At 74.7% G+C, this 18,272-nt stretch carries 21 protein-coding genes and 1 pseudogene; 1 reads left to right on the plus strand and 21 read right to left on the minus strand.

Going from position 1 to position 18,272, the window contains the following annotated elements:
- Positions 1-109 precede the first annotated feature (109 nt).
- From F1C76_08755 to mftA, 10 genes and pseudogenes are all read right to left on the minus strand, one after another.
- Positions 110-1,032 (minus strand): annotated as a pseudogene (locus tag F1C76_08755) (VWA domain-containing protein).
- A gap of 78 nt (positions 1,033-1,110) precedes the next feature.
- On the minus strand, positions 1,111-2,082 hold the full coding sequence (locus tag F1C76_08760; protein ID QNG36670.1) for a MoxR family ATPase: 972 nt from the start codon (positions 2,080-2,082) through the stop codon (positions 1,111-1,113).
- Between the two features lie 56 nt (positions 2,083-2,138).
- The gene (locus tag F1C76_08765) at positions 2,139-2,975 is read right to left on the minus strand and encodes a mycofactocin-coupled SDR family oxidoreductase (protein ID QNG36671.1); all 837 of its coding nucleotides are present in this window, start codon (positions 2,973-2,975) and stop codon (positions 2,139-2,141) included.
- 37 nt (positions 2,976-3,012) lie between these two features.
- On the minus strand, positions 3,013-3,849 hold the full coding sequence (locus tag F1C76_08770; protein ID QNG36672.1) for a mycofactocin-coupled SDR family oxidoreductase: 837 nt from the start codon (positions 3,847-3,849) through the stop codon (positions 3,013-3,015).
- A 40-nt stretch (positions 3,850-3,889) separates the two neighbouring features.
- Positions 3,890-4,729 (minus strand): mycofactocin-coupled SDR family oxidoreductase, encoded by an 840-nt coding sequence (locus F1C76_08775; protein ID QNG36673.1) that lies wholly within the window; start codon positions 4,727-4,729, stop codon positions 3,890-3,892.
- Complete coding sequence (locus F1C76_08780; protein QNG36674.1) at positions 4,726-5,547, minus strand: mycofactocin-coupled SDR family oxidoreductase; 822 nt, start codon at positions 5,545-5,547, stop codon at positions 4,726-4,728. The genes F1C76_08775 and F1C76_08780 overlap by 4 nt, the downstream gene beginning before the upstream one ends.
- A gap of 186 nt (positions 5,548-5,733) precedes the next feature.
- Positions 5,734-7,593: a mycofactocin system FadH/OYE family oxidoreductase 1 gene (locus tag F1C76_08785; GenBank protein ID QNG36675.1), complete on the minus strand. Its 1,860-nt coding sequence runs from the start codon at positions 7,591-7,593 to the stop codon at positions 5,734-5,736.
- Positions 7,594-7,606: 13 nt separating this feature from the next.
- A complete protein-coding gene (gene mftC / locus F1C76_08790) occupies positions 7,607-8,839 on the minus strand; it encodes a mycofactocin radical SAM maturase (protein QNG36676.1) in 1,233 nt (410 codons plus the stop codon).
- Positions 8,836-9,129: a mycofactocin biosynthesis chaperone MftB gene (mftB, locus tag F1C76_08795; GenBank protein ID QNG39115.1), complete on the minus strand. Its 294-nt coding sequence runs from the start codon at positions 9,127-9,129 to the stop codon at positions 8,836-8,838. Before mftB ends, mftC begins: the two co-directional genes overlap by 4 nt.
- Positions 9,130-9,185: 56 nt before the next feature.
- Positions 9,186-9,305: a mycofactocin precursor gene (mftA, locus tag F1C76_08800; GenBank protein QNG36677.1), complete on the minus strand. Its 120-nt coding sequence runs from the start codon at positions 9,303-9,305 to the stop codon at positions 9,186-9,188.
- A gap of 106 nt (positions 9,306-9,411) precedes the next feature.
- On the opposite strand from mftA, the gene mftR reads away from it, so the two are divergent.
- Entirely contained in the window at positions 9,412-9,996 is a 585-nt protein-coding gene (gene mftR, locus F1C76_08805; GenBank protein QNG36678.1) for a mycofactocin system transcriptional regulator, read from the plus strand.
- 5 nt (positions 9,997-10,001) lie between these two features.
- On the opposite strand, the gene F1C76_08810 is transcribed toward mftR, so the two are convergent.
- The 11 genes from F1C76_08810 to F1C76_08860 form a co-directional block, all read right to left on the minus strand.
- Positions 10,002-10,631: a TetR/AcrR family transcriptional regulator gene (locus F1C76_08810; GenBank protein QNG36679.1), complete on the minus strand. Its 630-nt coding sequence runs from the start codon at positions 10,629-10,631 to the stop codon at positions 10,002-10,004.
- 107 nt (positions 10,632-10,738) lie between these two features.
- Positions 10,739-11,944 carry a cysteine desulfurase-like protein gene (locus F1C76_08815; GenBank protein QNG39116.1) on the minus strand — a complete coding sequence of 402 codons (1,206 nt, stop codon included), beginning with the start codon at positions 11,942-11,944 and terminating at the stop codon, positions 10,739-10,741.
- Positions 11,945-11,952: 8 nt separating this feature from the next.
- A complete protein-coding gene (locus tag F1C76_08820) occupies positions 11,953-13,383 on the minus strand; it encodes an FAD-dependent oxidoreductase (protein ID QNG36680.1) in 1,431 nt (476 codons plus the stop codon).
- Positions 13,380-15,188 (minus strand): SpoIIE family protein phosphatase, encoded by a 1,809-nt coding sequence (locus F1C76_08825; protein QNG36681.1) that lies wholly within the window; start codon positions 15,186-15,188, stop codon positions 13,380-13,382. Before F1C76_08825 ends, F1C76_08820 begins: the two co-directional genes overlap by 4 nt.
- Positions 15,189-15,306: 118 nt before the next feature.
- Positions 15,307-15,909 carry an alkaline shock response membrane anchor protein AmaP gene (gene amaP, locus F1C76_08830; protein ID QNG36682.1) on the minus strand — a complete coding sequence of 201 codons (603 nt, stop codon included), beginning with the start codon at positions 15,907-15,909 and terminating at the stop codon, positions 15,307-15,309.
- The gene (locus tag F1C76_08835; GenBank protein QNG36683.1) at positions 15,906-16,436 is read right to left on the minus strand and encodes a hypothetical protein; all 531 of its coding nucleotides are present in this window, start codon (positions 16,434-16,436) and stop codon (positions 15,906-15,908) included. The genes amaP and F1C76_08835 overlap by 4 nt, the downstream gene beginning before the upstream one ends.
- A complete protein-coding gene (locus tag F1C76_08840; GenBank protein QNG36684.1) occupies positions 16,436-16,846 on the minus strand; it encodes an Asp23/Gls24 family envelope stress response protein in 411 nt (136 codons plus the stop codon). The genes F1C76_08835 and F1C76_08840 overlap by 1 nt, the downstream gene beginning before the upstream one ends.
- The gene (locus F1C76_08845) at positions 16,843-17,037 is read right to left on the minus strand and encodes a hypothetical protein (GenBank protein QNG36685.1); all 195 of its coding nucleotides are present in this window, start codon (positions 17,035-17,037) and stop codon (positions 16,843-16,845) included. Before F1C76_08845 ends, F1C76_08840 begins: the two co-directional genes overlap by 4 nt.
- A 62-nt stretch (positions 17,038-17,099) precedes the next feature.
- Entirely contained in the window at positions 17,100-17,378 is a 279-nt protein-coding gene (locus F1C76_08850) for a hypothetical protein (protein QNG36686.1), read from the minus strand.
- Entirely contained in the window at positions 17,375-17,734 is a 360-nt protein-coding gene (locus tag F1C76_08855; GenBank protein QNG36687.1) for an Asp23/Gls24 family envelope stress response protein, read from the minus strand. Before F1C76_08855 ends, F1C76_08850 begins: the two co-directional genes overlap by 4 nt.
- Positions 17,731-18,198 (minus strand): Asp23/Gls24 family envelope stress response protein, encoded by a 468-nt coding sequence (locus F1C76_08860; protein ID QNG36688.1) that lies wholly within the window; start codon positions 18,196-18,198, stop codon positions 17,731-17,733. The genes F1C76_08855 and F1C76_08860 overlap by 4 nt, the downstream gene beginning before the upstream one ends.
- Positions 18,199-18,272: the final 74 nt, after the last annotated feature.

Below are 18,272 nucleotides of genomic sequence, written 5' to 3' on the forward strand. Positions count from 1 at the left end.
GTGCTCGCCGTCTTCTTCGCCCTGCTGACCGTCGCCGATCTCCTGCCGGAGACCGTGCACGAACGCCGGATCGGCCTCGTCGCCCCCCGTCCCTGATCCGAGGCGCTGGTCAGTCGGTGAAGACGGCGGTGAGCGCGCGGGCGACGTCGGTGTGGTCGCGGACCAGCCGGATCCGGCCGCGGCCCATCCGGGCGAGGTCGCGGCCGAGCTCGACGTCGTCCTCACCGCTGGTGTCCAGCAGCACGTCCAGGCGGGGCAGCCGGGCGGCGGTGGTGCGCGGGTCGGGGCCGGCGTTGTGCACGCAGTCGGACAGCAGCAGCACCCGGGCGTCGCGCGGCGGCACCCCGGCCAGCAGCCGGCCGGCGGTCTCCAGGGCGAAGGAGACGTTGGTGAGTCCCTGGGTGGGCACCCGCAGCAGGAGGTCGAGCACGCCCAGCGGCTCGACGGGGGCCCCGAGCGGGACGAGCACCGCGGCGTCGGACCAGAAGGCGACGACGGCCAGGGAGTCCCGGCCCAGCTCGCCGGCCAGCGCGCCGACGGTGGCCGCCGCCGTCCGCAGCCGCTCGCCCTTCATCGACCCGGAGACGTCCACGACCAGCACGACCGACCGCTTCGTGCGCACCCGTTCGCGCACCACCACGTCGTCGTCCTCGGGCAGCGGCTTGCCGGCGACGAGCTCCAGCGTGCGCTCGAGGTCCAGCTCGTCGGAGCCCCCGGCCCAGCGTTGACTGGTCAGCTCCCCGACCCCGCGCCGGGCCCGGCGGTCCCGCGGGGGCGGGGCACGGCGAGCCGGCGGGCGATCTGCCGGGCCCGCTGACGGGTGCGGGCGTCGGCCTCGGCGAGCACGTCGAGGTCGGCCAGCGGGATCAGCTCGGCCGGTTCGTCCGTCGTCCCCGGACCGGACCCACCACGCCGCGCCGCGGCCTCCTTCGCGCGCCGCCGGTCACCCGACGACAGCGCGAGACCGGACCCGCCCTTCGCCGGCTCGTAGGTGGCGGGTTGCTCGGTCAGCTGCTTGGGACGACGCCGCAGGGGCTTCAGCGTGCGGTGCTGTCGAGAGCTCCCCGGCCGGTCGCGGCGGGTGACCGGGGAGTCGGCCTCGACGGTCCTTCAACCGGGCTCCGCGGCTGCCGGCTGCAGCAGGAAGTGGTCCTCCCAGATCTCCCGCAGCACGCCTTCGGGGGTCTGCTCGGCGATCTCGTCCAGGTGCACCCGGCCCGACAGCGCCAGCATCACGGCGTCCCAGACCACGGCCGTGTAGTCCTCGGGCAACCCGCGCGGCGGGGCCACCGACGGCTCGTCCGGGAGCGGGACCCCGCGCATGGCGGCGAGCTGGGCGGCGACCAGGGCGACGTCGATCGCCCCGCGCACCGAGCTGCCCTGCCGGACGTCGTCCCGCTCGCGGGTGGCCCGGGTGAGCGCGACGGCATCGGCGACCAGCCGGGGTGACTCCACCCCCGTGCGTCGTCCGACGATGCCGCGTTCGGCCTCGGCGTCCTGGTAGTCCACGGCCAGCCGGCACATCCGGTCCGACACCGAGGTGGGCATCCGCGTCGTCCCCACCGCGTCGTAGGGGTTCATCGAGGCGACCACCCGGAAGGTGGGTGCGGCGTCGACGGTGCCCACGGTGGGCACCGTGATCCGTCGTTCGGCCATGGCGGTGAGCAGGGTGTTCAAGGTGTCCTCGGGGGCCCGGTTGAACTCCTCGACGTAGAGGAACCCGCCCTGGCGCATGGCCTCGACCAGCGGACCGGGGACGAAGTTGTCCGCGGTGTAGTCCTCGCGCAGCACCCGGGCCGGGTTGTGGTGCCCCACCAGCCGGGTGGGGGTGAGGTCGGCGTTGCCCTCGACGAAGAGCAGCGGGATGCCCCACTCGGCGGTGATCGAGCGCAGCAGGGTGGACTTCGACGTGCCGGGCGGACCCTCGAGCAGCACGTCGCGGCCGGCGGCGACGGCGGCCAGCAACAGGTCCGTCTCCCGTTCGCGGCCGACCAGGTGGGTGGCGACCCGGGCACGGACCTCGCGGACCGTGCCTGCGTCCAGACCGGTGACCCGGCTGCCGGTGATGGTGCTGTCGTCCATGGTGTCCCGTCGTGGAGGGGCGGCCGGGGACCGCGCGGGTCCCCGGCTGCCGGTGGTCACTTGACCGTGTAGCCGGCGTCGACCGGGAGGGTCACGCCGGTGATGTACCGCGCCTCGTCGGAGACCAGGAAGAGGATCGCGTTGGAGATGTCGACCGGCTCGACCCACGGGACCGGCAGCGCGTTCGTCGACTCGAAGATCGGCGCCGCCTTCTCCCGGGACGGCGCCGGGTCGCCCGGTGCGAACAGGCCCCAGGTCTTCTCGTTCTGGATCATCACGGTGTCCACCCCGGTGGGGTGCACGCTGTTGACCCGGATCGAGTGCTGGGCGAACTCGTTGGCCAGCGTCCGCATGACCCCGACGACGCCGTGCTTGGCCGCCGTGTAGTGGATCGTGTTCGGCGTGCCCTTGAGGCCCGCCGTGGAGCTGGTGAGCACGATCGACCCGCCCCGGCCGCCCTCGATGAGGTGCGGCAGGGCCACCTTGCAGGTGTTCCAGACCCCGGTCAGGTTGATGTCGATCATCTCGCGCCAGGCCTCGTCGGTGATCTCCAGCGCGGGCTGGATCTCGAAGACCCCGGCGTTGCCGAGCACGATGTCCAGCCGCCCGAGCTGGGCGACCCCGTCGTCGACGGCGGCCTTCATCGCGGCGGAGTCCCGGACGTCGGCCTTGGTGGCCACGATCCGCCGGTCCAGCGCCTCGACCTGCCGGACGGTCTCCGCCAGGTCCTCGTCGGTGGCCGGCGGGTACATGCCGATCGAGCCGATCGGCGCGCAGACGTCGACGGCGATGATGTCCGCGCCCTCCTGCGCCAGCCGCAGCGCGTGGCTGCGGCCCTGCGACCGGGCCGCGCCGGTGATGAACGCGACCTTGCCCTCTACTCGTCCTGCCATGGTGTCTCTCCTCTTCGTCGAGGTGGATCGGGATGGGTCACTTGACGAGGTTGCCGGCGTCCACCGGCAGCTGGACCCCGGTGACGTAGCGCGCCAGGTCCGAGCACAGCCAGACCAGCGCGTTCGAGATGTCGATGGACTCCACCCACGGGACGTCGAGCTTGTTCGTGGTGCGGAACCCCGCCTCGGCGTCCTCGCGGGTGGCCGAGGTGCCCAGGTCGGGCCGGAAGAGCCCGTACATCGCCGGGTTCTGGATCATGTCGGTGTCCACCGTGGTGGGGTGCAGCGAGTTGACCCGGATGCGGTGCGGTGCCAGCTCGTTGGCCAGCGTCTTCATCAGACCGACCACCCCGTGCTTGGCCGCGACGTAGTGCGCGGCGTTCGGGATGCCCTTGACGCCCGCGGTGGAGCTGGTGAGCACCATCGCGCCGCCGTCGGGGTTGGCCTTCAGGTGCGGGACCGCGGCCCGCGCGGTGCGGAACACCCCGGTCAGGTTGACCCCGATCATGTCGTCCCACTGATCGTCGGTCAGGTCCTCGAAGCGAGCGGTGCTGAACACCCCTGCGTTCGCCGAGACCACGTCGAGCTTCCCCAGCTGGGCCACGCCGTCGTCCAGCGCGGACTGCAGGCCGGCGGAGTCGCGGACGTCGACGGTGCTGGCGACGATCCGCCGGTCGAGCGCCTCCACCTGCCGCACCGTCTCGGCCAGGTCCTCGGGTGTGGCCATGCCGTAGGGCACCGTGCCGATCTGGGCGCAGAGGTCGACGGCGATGACGTCGGCGCCCTCCTCGGCCATCCGGACGGCGTGACTGCGGCCCTGGCCGCGGGCGGCCCCGGTGATGAACGCGACCTTGCCCTCGAGCAGACCCGTCACGTGACCAGGACCCCGGCGTCGGCACCCGCCACCGGGTGGGTCACTTGATCACCGAGCCGGCGTCGACGGGGAGCTGGACGCCGGTGACGTACCGGCCGTCGTCACTGACCAGGAAGAGGATCGCGTTGGAGATGTCGACCGTCTCGACCCACTCGACGGGCAACGCGTTGAGCGTCTTGAACGACTCGGCAGCCTCCTCCCGGGTCACCTCCGACCCTGGCTTGTCCGGCCGGAAGGTCCCGTAGGTCTGCTCGTTGTGGATCATGTCGGTGCTGACCGAGGTCGGGTGCACCGAGTTGACCCGGATCATGTCCGGGGCGAACTCGTTGGCGAAGGTCTTCATGAGGCCGACCACGCCGTGCTTGGCCGCCACGTAGTGCGCCAGGTTGCCCAGGCCCTTGATGCCGGCCGTGGAGCTGGTGAGCACGATCGCCCCGCCTCGGCCACCGGCCTTGATGTGCGGCACCGCCGCCCGGACGGTCTTGAAGACGCCGGTGAGGTTGACCCCGATCATCTCGTCCCACATCTCGTCGGTCAGGTCCTCGACCGGCGCGAAGCTGGCGATCCCGGCGTTGGCCAGCACGATGTCCAGCCGGCCCAGTTGAGCCACCCCGTCGTCGACGGCCGCCGTCAACGCCGCGGTGTCCCGGACGTCGGCCCTGCTGGCGATGATGCGGCGGTCCAGTGCCTCGACCTGACGGACGGTCTCGTCCATGTCGGCCTGGGTGGCCTGGGGGTAGCCGACCGTCGCCATGTCCTGGAGGTGGTCGACGGCGATGACGTCGGCCCCCTCCTGCGCCAATCGGAGAGCGTGGCTGCGGCCCTGCCCCCGGGCCGCACCGGTGATGAAGGCGACCTTGCCCTCCAGCCGGCCGGTCACTTGACCACGAACCCGGCGTCGACGGGCACGGTGATGCCGGTGACGTAGCGGGCCTCGTCGGAGACCAGCCAGGCGATGGCGTTGGAGATGTCCGCGGCCTGGATCAGCTCCACCGGCATCAGGTTGGCCACCATCGCCGCCGCGTCCGGGTTCTCCGCGATCCAGGTGCCGATGACCTCGTTCATCACCATCGGGGTCTCCACCCCGGTCGGGTGCACCGTGTTCACCCGGATGCTGTGCGGCGCCAGCCAGTTCGCGAAGCTGCGCATCAGGCCGACGACGCCGTGCTTGCTGGCCGCGTAGGCGGTGGTCGCGCCGCTGCCGTCCCCGCCCCGGCCGGTGAGGCCCTGGGTGGAGCTGGTCAGCACGATCGCCCCGCCGTCGCCCTGCTCGATCATCCGCGGGGCGGCGACGTGCACGGAGTTCCACACCCCGGTGAGGTTGACCCCGATGACCTCGTCCCAGGTGACCTGGGTGTCGCGCTCCGGCCCGCCCTGCGGGGCGATGCCGGCGTTGGCCAGCACGATGTCCACGCGGCCCAGCTCGGCCACGCCGGCGTCGAGCGCGGCCTGCATCGCGACGACGTCGCGGACGTCGGCCTGCCGGGCGACGATGCGCCGGTCCAGCGCCTCGACCTGGCGGACGGTCTCCGCCAGGTCCTCCGGTGTGGCCATGGGGTAGCTGACGCTGCTCATCTGCTCGCACAGGTCCACCGCGATGACGTCGGCCCCCTCCTGCGCCAACCGGAGTGCGTGGCTGCGGCCCTGACCTCGGGCCGCACCGGTGATGAAGGCGACCTTGCCCTCGAGCTTGCCCATCTGTGGTTCCTCCTCGTCGAGTCCCCCGCTGTGTGTGGTGCACGACCCGACGCGTCGGTGCGTCGGGTCGTCAGGGCCCCGAGGGGGCCGCGGCCACCGGCCGCCCGGTTCGCGGCTTCCACGCCGCCGGGCCCCGCAGGTACCAGGGCTTGCTGACCGACAGGGACTCCAGTGCCGGGGTCGGGCTCACGCGGGCACCGCCGTCCGCGCGGACGCCGCGAGCGCCGCCCGCCGGCCCTCGAGCACGGCGTCCAGGACGGTGCGCGGGGCGACGACGTCGCCGGCGAACCGCTCCCGGCCCTCGTCGGGCAGCACCCGCCCGGGCAGCCGGTGCCCGGCGTCGACGACGGCGGTACAGGGCACCTCGACGACGGCCCCGCTCCACCGGTGCTCCAGCACCGCGACCCCGTCGGCCCACGAGCGCAGCAGCACCGCGGTCTCCCGGCGCACCCCCGCCCGGGCCAGCCGGCCGTTGGCCGCGGCCAGGTCACCGGACGGGCCGAGCATCGAGCCGACCACGTCGTCCGGGGTGGCCAGCACGACGTCCCGGCCGTCGGCGGCCAGCAGCTCGGCGACCCCCACCCCGACCGGGCCGCCCACCGGGTCGTGCACCAGCACCGGCCCGTCCGGCAGCACGGCCCCGGACAGCACGTCGGCGACGGACACCGCGCCGGGCACGACGGGCACCCCGGGCAGCCCGCCGGTGGCGACCACGTCGGCGTCGTCGACCCGGCCCACGGTGAACCGCACCCCGAGCCGGACGCACTCACCGGCCAGCCAGTCGGCGAACCGCCGGAATCGTTCCCGCCCGGGGGCAGCCGCGACCACGGGCAGCAACCCACCGACCGCGGGCGCCACGACCTCGACGGCGTGCCCACGCAGCGCCAGCACCCGCGCGGCCTCCAGCCCGGCCGGCCCGGCACCGGCGACCACGACGGGGCGGCCGTCCGAGGGCGTGGGCAGGTCGACGTCGGGTTCGGTGGTCTCGTGGCCCGACCGCGGGTCGAGCACGCAGCTGACCGGGGGGTTGCGGGTGTCCAGCACCTGACAGGCCTGGTTGCAGAGCACACAGGGCCGTGGTGTCCGGCCGGCCCGCAGGGTCGCGACGTAGGAGGCGTCGGCGATCAACGCCCGGGTCATCTCGACCGCGGTGCACCCGGCCGCCAGCAGCTCCTCGGCTCGGCCGGCGTCCACGATCGAGCCCTGGGCGACCACCGGGGTGTCCCCCGCGGCGGCCAGCAGTTCCCCGTGGAACGCGGGCCGACGGTGCGCAGTGGGCCGGTACGCCGCGAGGTCCAGCGCGCTGCCGCGCACCAGGGTGAGCAGGTCGACCAGCGGCGCGAGCTCGCCCACCAGGGCGACCGAGGAGGTCGGGGTGAGACCGGCCCAGGGGGCGCCCTCGTCCGCCGACAACCGCAGCGCCAGCACCCGGTCGGGGCCCTGCGCAGCCCGGACGGCGGCCAGCACCTCGCGCAGCAGCCGCGACCGGTCGGTGCCGTGGGCGTCGGTGCGGGTGTTGGTCAGCCCGGAGAGGAACTGGCGGAGCAGTGAGCGGGGGCCGGCATCGACCTCCACGCCATCCAGCCCGGCCGCCACCGCGGTGGCCGCGGCACCGGCGAACCCGGCGACCAGGGCGGTCAGCTCGTCCTCCCCCATCGGCGCCGGCACCTCACGGGTGACCACGTCGGGCACCCGGGAGGGACCCCAGAGGGCGGCCTGCGTCCAGGCCGAGGAGCCCTGCCCGCCGGTGTGGGTGAGCCCGGCGAGCACCAGCGTGCCGTGCGGGCGGCAGGCATCGCCCACGGCAGCCCACCCGGGGCCGCAGTCGGCAGCCAGCGGGGCCCGTTCGTAGGGGTGGTCCGAGGGGTGCACGGACGCCGCCTCGGTGACCAGGACGCCGGCACCCCCGGCCGCACGTCGCGCGTAGTAGGCGATGTGCCGGGGGGAGAACGACCGACCCGCTCCCAGGTTGGTCTCGTGCGGGCCGAACAGCACCCGGGAGGGCGCCGTCCGGCCCGCCACCGGGAGCGGGTCGGTCAGTCGCATGGAGGGAGCGGCCTCAGCGGAGGTCGAGGCCCGCCAGCGGCGACTCGTCACAGATCTTCGCCGGCGGGATCGCCGGCATGCCCAGCAGCGTGGGCTGACCACGGACCGGGCCCTTGTGCGAGTGGTCGACGTGCGACTTGGGGGTGACGAGGTCCAGGTCACGGGCGGCCAGCGCGTTCTCGCCGTAGCCCTGCACGCACTCGGGGTCGGGTCCGTCCAGCGGCAGGCCGGTGAAGAACTTGGCCGCCATGCAGCCACCGCGACAGGAGTCGAAGTGCTGGCACTTGGTGCAGGCGCCACCGGTCTGCGGGTTGCGCAGGTCGGCGAACAGCTCGCTCTGCTGCCACACGGTCTGGAAGCCGCCGGGGCTGCGCACGTTGCCGGCCAGGAAGTTCTCGTGGATGGCGAACGGGCAGGCGTAGACGTCCCCGACCGGGTCGATCAGGCAGACCACGCGGCCGGCGCCGCACAGGTTCAGCCCGGGCAGGGCCTCGCCGAACGCGGACAGGTGGAAGAACGAGTCGCCGGTGAGCACGTTGTCGCCGTTGGCCAGCAGCCAGTTGTAGAGGTCCCGCTGCTGGGCCATCGTCGGGTGCAGGTCGTCCCACACGTCGGCCCCGCGGCCCGAGGGTCGCAGCCGGGTGATGCGCAGGGCAGCACCGAAGGAGTCGGTGAGGGCCTTGAACTCGTCGAGCTGCCCGGCGTTCTCCCGGGTGACGACGACGGAGACCTTGAAGTCCTTCATCCCGGCCTCGGCCAGGTTCTCCAGGGCCTTGATCGCCATGTCGAAGGACCCGGTGCCGCGGACCCGGTCGTTGACCGCCGCGGTGGCACCGTCGAGGGAGATCTGCACGTCGACGTAGTCGGTGCGGGCCAGCTGGGCGGCGCGCTGCTTGTCCAGCTTCACGCCGTTGGTGGAGAACTTGACCCCGACGTCGTGGCCGATCGCGTAGTCGAGCAGGTGCCAGAAGTCGGGCCGCACGGTGGGCTCGCCGCCGCCGACGTTGACGTAGAAGACCTGCATGCGCTGCAGCTCGTCGATGACGCCCTCGGCCTCGGCGGTGGTCAGCTCGCGCGGGTCGCGACGGCCCGAGGAGGACAGGCAGTGCGCACACGCCAGGTTGCAGGCGTAGGTGAGCTCCCAGGTCAGGCAGATGGGGGCGTCCAGGCCGTACTCGAACTGGTCGATCAGCTTGCCGCCCGTGGGGCGTTGGACCGGGGCGCGCGTGGGGAGAACGGCGGTCACGGTGTCCTCTTCTCGATCATCTGGGAACGCGAGAGCGTGGCCAGCGCGGTGACGTAGGCCGGGTGCTGGGCCGCGGGCACGTCGCAGGCGACCAGCGTGCTGGGGACGTCGGGGTGGTCCCCGAGGGCCTTGACGACGGCGACCAGCGGCTGGGACTTCAGGAACGACAGCTTGCGGTTGCCGAAGTGGTAGACCAGCGCGCCGAAGGGCTCGGGCCGCAACGCCACCGACGCCGACTTCTGCCAGGGCAGGGACGGGTCGAAGGGCAGCTCGTCAGCAGGGACGACCACCGCATCCGCGGCCGGCTCGGTGCCGGCCGCGGAGTCGGTGACCAGTGCGGTGTCGATCAGTACACCCCGCACATGCCGTCGATGGAGACCTCCTCCACCAGGGAGTCCTCGACGAGGGCCTCCTCGGCGGCGGGAGCGGTGGTCTCGACGGTCTCGGCCTGCGTCTGCTCGGGCACGGGTGCCTCCTGGTGAGCTGGGTCACGGAACCCCCCGCACGCTAGTGGCACCCAGTGCCACCGGGCAAGGGGACCACCCGGTCGCCCCTCGGGGCATGATCGGGTGGTGACCGAGACCGGGGGCGACGCCCGCGAGGCGACCCGTGCCCGCATCGAGGCCGCCGCCCTGGAGCTGTTCACCCGGCGTGACTTCGAGACCGTCACTGCCGACGAGGTCGCCGACGCCGCGGGGATCAGCCGACGGACGTTCTTCCGGCACTTCGCCACCAAGGCCGACGCCGTGTGGGGGGACTTCCACGCCCACGTGGTCCGGCTCGACCAGCTCCTGGCCGGCACCGATCCCGACCAGCCGGTGCTCGCCTCGATCTGCGCCGCCTACGTCGAGGTCAACGACTACGACGCCGCCGACCTGCCCCTGCTGCGGCACCGGATGCGGCTGATCCTCACCGAGCCGGCCCTGCAGGCGCACTCCCAGGTGCGGTACGCCGACGTCGACCTGGTGGTCGCCGAGCACGTCGCCCGGCGCACCGGCGCCGACCCGCACTCGCTCGTGCCGCGGCTGGTGGCCACCGCGACCCGGGCGGCGGCGACGACGGCGTTCGAGACCTGGCTGATCGGCGAGGGCTCGCTGGCCGAGGACCTGCACGCGGCGTTCGACGAGCTGGCCGGGGGCTTCCCCGGCCTGCGCTGAGCCCCTCAGACCAGCTGGGCGCGCGCCTCCCGGTCGCTCAGCTCGAGCACCGCCCGCAGGTGCTGCGGCAGGTCGGCCTCGAGACGGGCCGCCGACTCCTGGGTCTCGGTGCCGGCGAGGACCCGCTCGCGGTGCTCGCTGCCGAAGACCCGGACGGTGGCCAGGAGCATGGCGGCGGTCCACCGGGGCTGCTCCGAGATGCCGGCGGCGGCCAGGTTGGCTGCGAGCTGGGCCTCGGCCCGGTCGTGGAGGGTGCGCTCGTACCGGGCGAGCGCGGGGACGGCCTGCGCCTGCTCGGCCATGTCCCGCAGCTCCGGGTCCTCCAGGGAGGCGAGGTAGCCCGTGGTCGCCGCGGTGAGCATCCGGACCACGGCCGCGGCACAGGTCTCCCCCGGCCGCGGTTGCGGGACCAGGCTCAACGCCTGGGCGAAGGGCACCCGGTCGGCGAAGAAGAGCTCCTCCTTGCTGGCGACGTGGTTGAAGACCGTCTGCACGGCGACGTCGGCCGCGCGGGCCACGTCCTCGACGGTGGTGCGGTCGAAGCCCTGCTCGTGGAACAACCGCTGGGCGGCGGTGACCACCTGTTCCCGCGTCCGGGCACGCTTGCGCTCACGTCGTGACTGCTCGAGACCCACGTTCTCTCCGTCGTTCCACCGTCGGAGCGAGCCCCCGTTTTGAGCTCAACGAGACGGTGCAGTTCCTGGGCAGCCTAACCACTGCCCAGGGGATCGCCCGCCGACGCTCAGGTCGTGGCGAGGAACTCGCGCAGTCCCTGGAGCAGCCGGTCGACGTCCGCGTCGTCGCTGTAGGGCGCCAGGCCGACGCGCAGCCCGCCGGTGTCCCCCAGGCCCAACCACCGGGAGGCCTCCAGGGCGTAGAACGAGCCGGCCGGGGCGTTGACACCCCGCTCGGCCAGGAAGCGGTACGCGTCGCCGGCGTCCCGGCCCTCGAACGTGACGAGCAGCGTCGGCGTCCGGTGGCCGGCCCGCGACCACAGGGTGGCCCCGGGGAGCTCGGCGAGCCCGGTCTCCAGCCGGTCGCGCAGCACGTCCTCGTGCTCCTCGAGGGCGGCCATCGCGGCCAGCAGGCGGGGCCGGCGGGGGCCCTCCGCGCCGAGCACCCCCGCGAGGAAGTCCACCGCGGCCGTGGTGCCGGCCAGCAGCTCGTAGGGCAGGGTGCCGGTCTCGAACCGCTCGGGGACGGCGTCGGTGGAGGGCAGGAGCTTGTCCGGGTGCAGCGTCCCCAGGAACGCCGGGGCGGCCACCAGCACCCCGCAGTGCGGCCCGAGGAACTTGTACGGCGAGCAGACGAAGGTGTCGCAGCCCAGCTCGGCGAGGTCGACCGGGGCGTGCGCGGTCAGGTGCACCCCGTCGACGTGGAAGAGCGCACCGGCGGCGTGCACCACCCCGGCGATCTCGGCCAGCGGCGGGCGGGTGCCGATGAGGTTCGAGGCGCCGGTGACGGCGACGAGCACCGTGGCGTCGGTGACCTGGCCGGCCACGTCGGCGGCGGTGAGCTCGCCGGTGGCCGGGTCGAAGGGCACCCAGCGGACGGTGGCCCCGGCGCGCTCGGCGGCCTGCACCCAGGGCCGGACGTTGGCGTCGTGGTCCAGCCGGGTCACCACGACCTCGTCGCCCGGGCCCCACCCCGCGGACAGCGTGCGGGCCAGGTCGTAGGTGAGCGCGGTGGCGCTGCGCCCGAAGACGACGCCCCCGGGGTCGCCCCCGACCAGGTCCGCGATCGCCTGGCGGGCGGCCAGCACGACGGCGTCGGCGGTGCGCTCGGCAGCGGTGACCCGGCCCCGGTTGGCGGTCGGGGCGACCATCGCGGCGTGCACGGCGTCGGCCACCGGGGTGGGCACCTGGGTGCCGCCGGGCCCGTCGAAGTGCGCGGCCCCGCCCTGCAGGGCGGGGAAGGCGGACCGGACGGCGGCGACGTCGTAGCGCACGGGGAGGCTCACCGGGCCGATCCTGCCCGCGGCCCCACCGCCGCCACCACCCGGTCGGGCCGGACCAGCACCCAGCGCCCCCGGAGCCCCGGCCCGAGGTCGGGGAGCGCGGCCAGCGGCAGCACCCGCGGACGGACCCCGGCGGGCAGCGCAGGGGCCGGCCCGTGGGCCAGCAGCGCCCAGCCCCCACCCAGCAGGTCGTCGAGCCGGGCGCCCCCGACCGTGGGCTGGGGCAGCAGCACCCCGACCGGCCCGGCCGGTCCCCACCGCGGTCGTCGGACCAGCGGCCCCCGGGGGAGCGCGGGGGTCCGGCTGGCGAGCACCCGGGCCGAGACCCCGGGCACCCGGCGCAGCCCGGTGAGCACCGCGCGCCGCAGCACCGCCGTCCGGGTGCCGCCGGCGCTCATCAGCCACCCGAGGAGGGCGGCCAGCCGGATCAGCGCGCGGGCGTGCGCGGCCCGCTCGCGCCCGTGGGTGTCCAGCAGCGCGTCGTCGGCGCCGTCGAGCACCGCGTCGAGCTTCCAGACCAGCTGGTGGACGTCGCGCAGCCCGAGCCCCAGGCCCTGGCCGATGAAGGGCGGGGTGAGGTGCGCGGCGTCCCCGCAGAGCAGCACCCGGCCGACCCGCCACCGGTCGGCGACCGCGGCGCCGTAGACGTACTCGGCGACGCGGACCTGCTCGGCGCCGTCGGCCCCGAAGGGGACGAGCAGCGCGCGCAGGTCGACGTCCCGGGCGGTCTCGCCGGCGGCCAGCCGGAACTCGGCGCGGTAGCGGTCACCGGCGACCGGCATGAAGGTCGCCGGCCGGGAGGGGTCGCAGACCTGGTGGACACCGGGCCACACCGGGAGCGGGACGTCGGACCGGAGGTCGGCGACCAGCCACCGGGCGGTGCGGGCCAGCGGCACCGGCCGCGCCCCGATCAGCCGGGCGACCGTGCTGTCGGCTCCGTCGCAGCCCAGCAGGGCGGCGCCGGCGAGCTCCTCGACCCCGCCGGACCGGTCCGTCACGGCGGCCCGTACGCCGTCGGGTCGGTGCTCCAGTCCGGTCAGCTCCAGCCCGCGGCGCAGCTGCACCAGCGGCTCCCGGCCCACCGCGTCGAGCAGCACCCGTTCCAGGTCGGGCTGGTCGAACATCGAGGCCTGCGGCCAGCCGTGCACGCCCACACCCGGGGCCCGGGCGAACTCCACGAGCACCCGGTGCCCGGCGTCGAGCAGCCGCAGCCCGGCCATCGGCCGGCTCACCGCCGCGAAGGACTCGGCCACCCCGGCCGCCTGCAGCACCCGCAGCGCCTCGTCGTCCAGGTGCACCGCGCGCGGCAGCGGCCACGCGTCGGGGTGCCGGTCGACGACCACGACCGCGCGGCCCCGGCGGGCCAGCAGCAGCGCGGCGGTCAGCCCGACCGGCCCGGCACCGACCACCAGCACCGGGCGACCGGTCACCCAGGGGCCGCCACGGCGTCCGGACCGGGGTCGGGGACGGGGACCGGGACGAGTGCGGGCTGGCGGTACAGCATCAGGGCCACGTCGTCGTCGTGCGCCCCGCCGAGGAGCTGGTCGACCAGGACGCCGGCCAGCAGCTCGGGGTGCAGGGCGCGGCCGGCGTCGAGCACGCCCAGCGCGCGGGCGATGCCCTCGTCGAGGGCCTCGTCGCGGCGTTCGACCAGCCCGTCGGTGTACAGCAGCAGGCTGGCGCCGGGCGAGAGCGTCGTCTCGGCCTCCGGGCGGACCCGGTCGGGGAGCACGGCCAACGGCAACGCCTGGGCGTCCAGCAGCAGCCGGGGCGCCGCGTCGCCGTCGACGACGAGGGCCGGCAGGTGCCCGGCACTGCTGTAGCGGACCACGCCGGTCCGGCGGTCGACCACCGCGCAGAACACCGTGCTGCAAGTGGCGCCCCGCACCAGGCCGGCGAAGCGGTCGAGTGCGGACAGCACCTGGGCGGGTCCGTTGGCCTCCAGCAGCAGGGCACGGCCGGCGCTGCGCAGCTGGCCCATCACCGCGGCCGCGGCCAGGCCGCGGCCGACCACGTCCCCGACGACGACGCCGAAGACGCCGTCGGCGAGCTCCACCACGTCGTACCAGTCACCGCCCACCTCGAGGGCGCTGGTGGCCGGCTCGTAGCGCACCGCGAAGCCCGGCGGCAGCTCGACCGGGCCGAGGATCGACCGCTGCAGGGTCTCCGACACCTCGGTGGAGAACCGGGCCGCGGCCCGCTCGGCCTCGGCCAGCTCGATCGCCCGGCGTCGCTCCACCGCGTAGGCCTGCGCGTCGGCCACCACCGCGGCGACCTGGGCGGCGACCAACTGCAGGAAGGTGCGGTACTCGGCGTCCAGTGGCAGCTGCGGGTTGGTGCCGAGCACCAGCACGCCCATCGGGGTGGTCTGGCCGGGCACCGTGAGCGGCAGCGCGACGACGGTCTCGACCTCGGAGCGCTCCCCGGCCTCGGGCAGCACGACGCCGCGGGCGACGTCGGCCAGGCCCCGCCGCACCGTCACGGTGTCGGTGACCAGCGCCTGCCACACCCAGTCGTCGTCCGAGGCCGGGAGCGGGGTCGCAGCAGCAGCCGCTGCCGGGCCGCTCAGCCCGACCGCGGCGGCCGCTCGCGCCCCCGACCGGTCGGCGTCGAGCAGGTAGAGCACCCCGAACCGGCAGTCCTCCTGGGCCGTGGCGACGGCCGAGAGGGCCTCGGTGGCCGCCAGGTCGACGTCCCCGTGCCGGCCGGACCCGGCCGCCGACAGCTGCTGGAGCACGGTCAGCCGGCGGGCACCCAGCACCCGACCCGTGGTGTCGGTCGTCGTGTTCAGCACCCCGCCCACGCGGCCGTCGGGCTCCAGCACCGGGGAGTAGGAGAACGTGAACCAGGTGTCCTCGTCGTACCCGTGCCGGTGCATCACCAGCGGCAGGTCGACGTCGTAGGTCGCCGCGCCGTCGAGCACGGCGTGCAGGCGCCCGCGCAGGGTGGGCCAGAGCTCGGCCCAGACGTCCTCGCAGCGCTGCCCGAGCGCGGCCGGGTGCTTGTCGCCCAGCATCGGGGCGTACGCGGCGTTGTAGACCATCACCAGGTCCGGGCCCCACATCACCAGCATGGGGAAGGGGCAGTTCAGGACGGTGGTGGCGGCCGTCCGCAGGGTGTCCGGCCAGCCGTTGGGCGGGCCCAGCGGGCTGGCCGACCAGTCGGTGGAGAGCACCAGCTCACGGTGTTCGGAGTCGGTGCCTGCCACGAAGAACGGGTCGGTGCGTCCTGGCACAGCCCCTCCTCCGTCGTCGGACCGTCGCGCTGATCATGCAACACGGCACCGACACCCGTGGCCCGCCGACGCGACGACCCCCGGTCCGTGGGGGACCGGGGGTCGTCGGGGGCCGGACTCAGCCCAGCGAGCGGGCGTTCTCCCGGGGGATGTCCAGCTCGACCCGGGTGGGCAGCCGGTCCAGCTCCAGGGCCTGTCGCAGGTGCGGGAGCGTCGTCCCGGTGACCGCGCGGTGCACCTGTGCCGGGTCCACCCGGCCGTCGAGCTTCACCCGCAGGTGCAGCGAGGGTGCCGACGGGCTGCCGGACAGGTGCGCCGAGGCCCGGGTCACCCCGGGCAGGTCGCCGACCTCGTCCTCGACGGCGTGCGTGATCGCCGACCCGTCGATCAGCGTGCGCCCGGACTGCTGGTCGTCGTCGAGCCGGATCCGGCTCAACCGGTCGGTCTTGGCCTGGGCGACCAGCCAGCGGGCCGAGAGGACGGCGATCAGCAGCGCGACGACCCCGACGACCGGCCAGAACCAGCCCATCCGGGCGACGTCGTCGACGGCGGCGTCGACGACCGTGCGGTCGGCCTGCGCCGAGCCGAGGACGCCCAGGCCCAGCAGCGTCCCGAGGACGCCGAGGGCCAGCAGCAGGAGGCCGAGCACGATCAGCACCGCGCGGTTGGTGCGCACCGCGCCGGGGGTGCGGGTGACCGGTGCGAGGGCGGAGGCGCTCATGCCGACACCTCCTGGAGGTCGATCGAGAGGGACGGGGCCGACGCCAGGCCGAGACCGGCCAGGGCCGAGCCGGCCCGCTCGCGGACCTGCGCGTCCAGCTCGGCGCTCTGCCGCAGCGGGGTGCGGACGACGAGCGTGGCCTTGCGGGAGGTGACGGTGGAGCGGGTCGAGTCGACCCCGGCCAGCCCGGAGACCGACTGCTCGAGGGCGCGGCCGACACCGGTGCGGGAGATGGCGGTGACGACGTCGTCGTCCTCGCCCTGCACCACCAGCAGCGTCTTGCGGCGGGGCTTGAGCTCGAGCACGAGCAGCAGCAGCCCGACGACGCCGACGACGATCGAGATCGTCAGCACGGCGCCGCTGGCCCAGGTGTGCTCGCGCAGCCAGGTGGCGACGCCCTCGTAGGGCACCAGCAGGTGCCCGGGACGGCCGAGCAGGCCCTGCACGACCTCGGCGACGACGACGATGCCCAGGGCGAGGCCGGCCAGGCCCAGGACCAGGGCGAGCACGCGGTCCACGGTGCGCATCAGCGGACCCTCTTCTGTTCGGGGGTGTGTTCGACGGTCAGCGCGGCCACCCGGACGTCGACCCGCGCGCTGCGCAGCCCGACCAGGGTGGTGAGCCGCTCGCCGACGTGCTCGCGGACGCGGCGGGTGACCTGCCGGACGGGGGCGGGCCAGGCGACGGACATGGTGATGTCGACGGTGGCCTCCTCGCCGTGCACCCGGGCGCTGACCCGGGGCTTGTCGGCGCCGCTCACCGCGACACCGAGGACGCGGCGGGGGCTGCCGGTGGCGGCGTCCACCTCGGCGGCGGCGGCGGAGGCGATCCGCTCGACGACGCGGTCGGCGATGGTCGTCCGCCCGCGCTCACCGGGCTCGGCGAGCTCGGGGCGGTCGCCCGCCGGTGCGGGGTCCGCCGTGGTCGGCGTGCTCACCGGTCTCGGCGGGCGCGGTCGCTCGCCGAGTTCATCAGCGAGGACAGGTCGAGCTGGCCCTCGAGGACCTTGCCGGCGGCGAAGCCGATCGCGGCGAGGACGGCGACGAGGACGAAGGCACCGAAGCCGCCGAAGGCGCCGGCGAGGCCGAGCACCATCCCGACGACGAGGCCGACTGTGCTGGGACGCATGGTCTGACTCCTTGGACGAGGGTCGTACCGGGACTCCGGTGCGACGGGGGTGGTGGGGGCTCTCAGCGCAGGCGGGTCGAGCGCCGGGCGCTCGTGCGTGCCTTGCGCCAGCGGCGGAGTGCCCGCAGCGGCGCGGTGCGCAGCCGGCGGGTCACCACGACGGTCACCGGGCCGCGGGGGGCGGAGGCGGTGCCGCCGGCGTGCCGGGCCCGGAGGGCGGCGAGCCCGGTGGCGAAGGCCTCCGGGTCGCCGCCGACGTCGGGGTGGTGCGCCCGGACGAACGCCCGCTCGGCCGCCCGCTGGGCGCGGTCGGTGCCGGGCGTGCGTCCGGGGGTGGTCACGGCGTGTCGTCCGCGGGGTCGTCCTCGGGCTCCGGGTCACCGGGCAGCGCGACGTCGTCGACGTGCACGTCGGTGCGTGCGCCCGGCGCGGCCGCCGCGACGGCGGCCCGGACCTGACCGGCGACCTCGGTCATCGGCGTCCCGTAGTGGGCGACGACGTGCACGGCCAGGTCGGCGAGACCGCCGGCGGCGTCCTCACGGACGACGACGCCGGTCACCCGCCGGCCCGGCAGGTACGTCGCGGCGGCACCGAAGGCGCCCCCGGACAGCCGGGCGACCGCCGGGCACGCGAGCACTGCCGCCGCGACGACCTCGGGGTCGACTCCGGCGACGAGCGTGCGGCCCGGGGAGGTCACTGGACCCGGCTGGGTGCGGGCTGCTCGTCCTCGGAGGAGGACTCGTCGGAGGGCAGGTGGATGTCGTCGACGGAGATGTTGACCTCGACGACCTCCAGGCCGGTCATCTGCTGCAGGCTCTGGATGACGTTGCGGCGGATGCCGGCGGCGAGGTCGGCGATCGCGACGCCGTACTCGACGACCACGTCGATGTCGATCGCGGCCTGGGTCTCCCCGACCTCGACCGAGACGCCCTGGGAGACGTTGGTGCCACCGGAGCCCGGGATGCGCTCACGGATGGCGCCGAAGGCGCGGGCAGCGCCGCCGCCGAGGCGGTACACGCCGTTGACCTCACGCGCGGCCATGCCGGCGATCTTGGAGACCACGGTGTCGGCGATGGTGGTCTTGCCCTGGCTCGACACCAGTTCGGTGGAGCTGCTGCTCGTGGTGCTCTTGCTGCTGGTGCTGGCGGTCGACTCGGTCATCGTCGTCCTCTCGCTGGGGGCCCTGAGCACGGGCCGCTGGAAGTGCGCTCGGGAACTAGGAGTCCCCTCGTGGG

It is taken from the genome of Geodermatophilaceae bacterium NBWT11 (assembly GCA_014218215.1).
Lineage (GTDB): Bacteria > Actinomycetota > Actinomycetes > Mycobacteriales > Geodermatophilaceae > Klenkia.

Coding starts and splice junctions, on each gene's coding strand:
- F1C76_08760 (QNG36670.1), bottom strand. CDS start 2,082: ATGGACGACAGCACCATCACCGGCAGCCGGGTCACCGGTCTGGACGCA.
- F1C76_08765 (QNG36671.1), bottom strand. CDS start 2,975: ATGGCAGGACGAGTAGAGGGCAAGGTCGCGTTCATCACCGGCGCGGCC.
- F1C76_08780 (QNG36674.1), bottom strand. CDS start 5,547: ATGGGCAAGCTCGAGGGCAAGGTCGCCTTCATCACCGGTGCGGCCCGA.
- F1C76_08785 (QNG36675.1), bottom strand. CDS start 7,593: ATGCGACTGACCGACCCGCTCCCGGTGGCGGGCCGGACGGCGCCCTCC.
- amaP (QNG36682.1), bottom strand. CDS start 15,909: ATGAGCGCCTCCGCCCTCGCACCGGTCACCCGCACCCCCGGCGCGGTG.
- F1C76_08835 (QNG36683.1), bottom strand. CDS start 16,436: ATGCGCACCGTGGACCGCGTGCTCGCCCTGGTCCTGGGCCTGGCCGGC.
- F1C76_08845 (QNG36685.1), bottom strand. CDS start 17,037: ATGCGTCCCAGCACAGTCGGCCTCGTCGTCGGGATGGTGCTCGGCCTC.
- F1C76_08860 (QNG36688.1), bottom strand. CDS start 18,198: ATGACCGAGTCGACCGCCAGCACCAGCAGCAAGAGCACCACGAGCAGC.